At 64.7% G+C, this 258-nt stretch carries 1 protein-coding gene; it reads left to right on the top strand.

What is annotated here, in order from left to right:
- Positions 1 to 258 (top strand): DUF2156 domain-containing protein (locus HKX41_12175; GenBank protein ID NNC24892.1); only part of this gene is annotated, 258 nt, incomplete at both ends.

The raw sequence follows: 258 nt of genomic DNA, 5'->3' as shown, positions 1-258 counted from the left end.
CGCGCGAGATGCCGCTGGGCGGGCTGGAATACGCCATCGTCAACATCATGCGCACCCTGCGCGAAGAAGGCTGCGACCTGCTGAGCCTCGGCGGCACCTACGGCTGCCGCCTGGAGACTTCGGCCAACGCCGATCCGGCGGTGGATCGCATCCTCGACGACCTGCACAGCCAGGGCATCTTCAACGACGAAGGCAATCTGCAGTTCAAGAACAAGTTCCGCCCGGAGAACCGCACGATCTATCTGTGCCGGCCGGCTG

Origin of the sequence: Salifodinibacter halophilus, from assembly GCA_012999515.1 — a bacterium.
Classification (GTDB): Bacteria; Pseudomonadota; Gammaproteobacteria; order Nevskiales; family Salinisphaeraceae; genus Salifodinibacter; species Salifodinibacter halophilus.
Note: the sequence above shows the minus strand (reverse complement) of the source record. Positions and strands in the feature narration are given on the sequence as shown.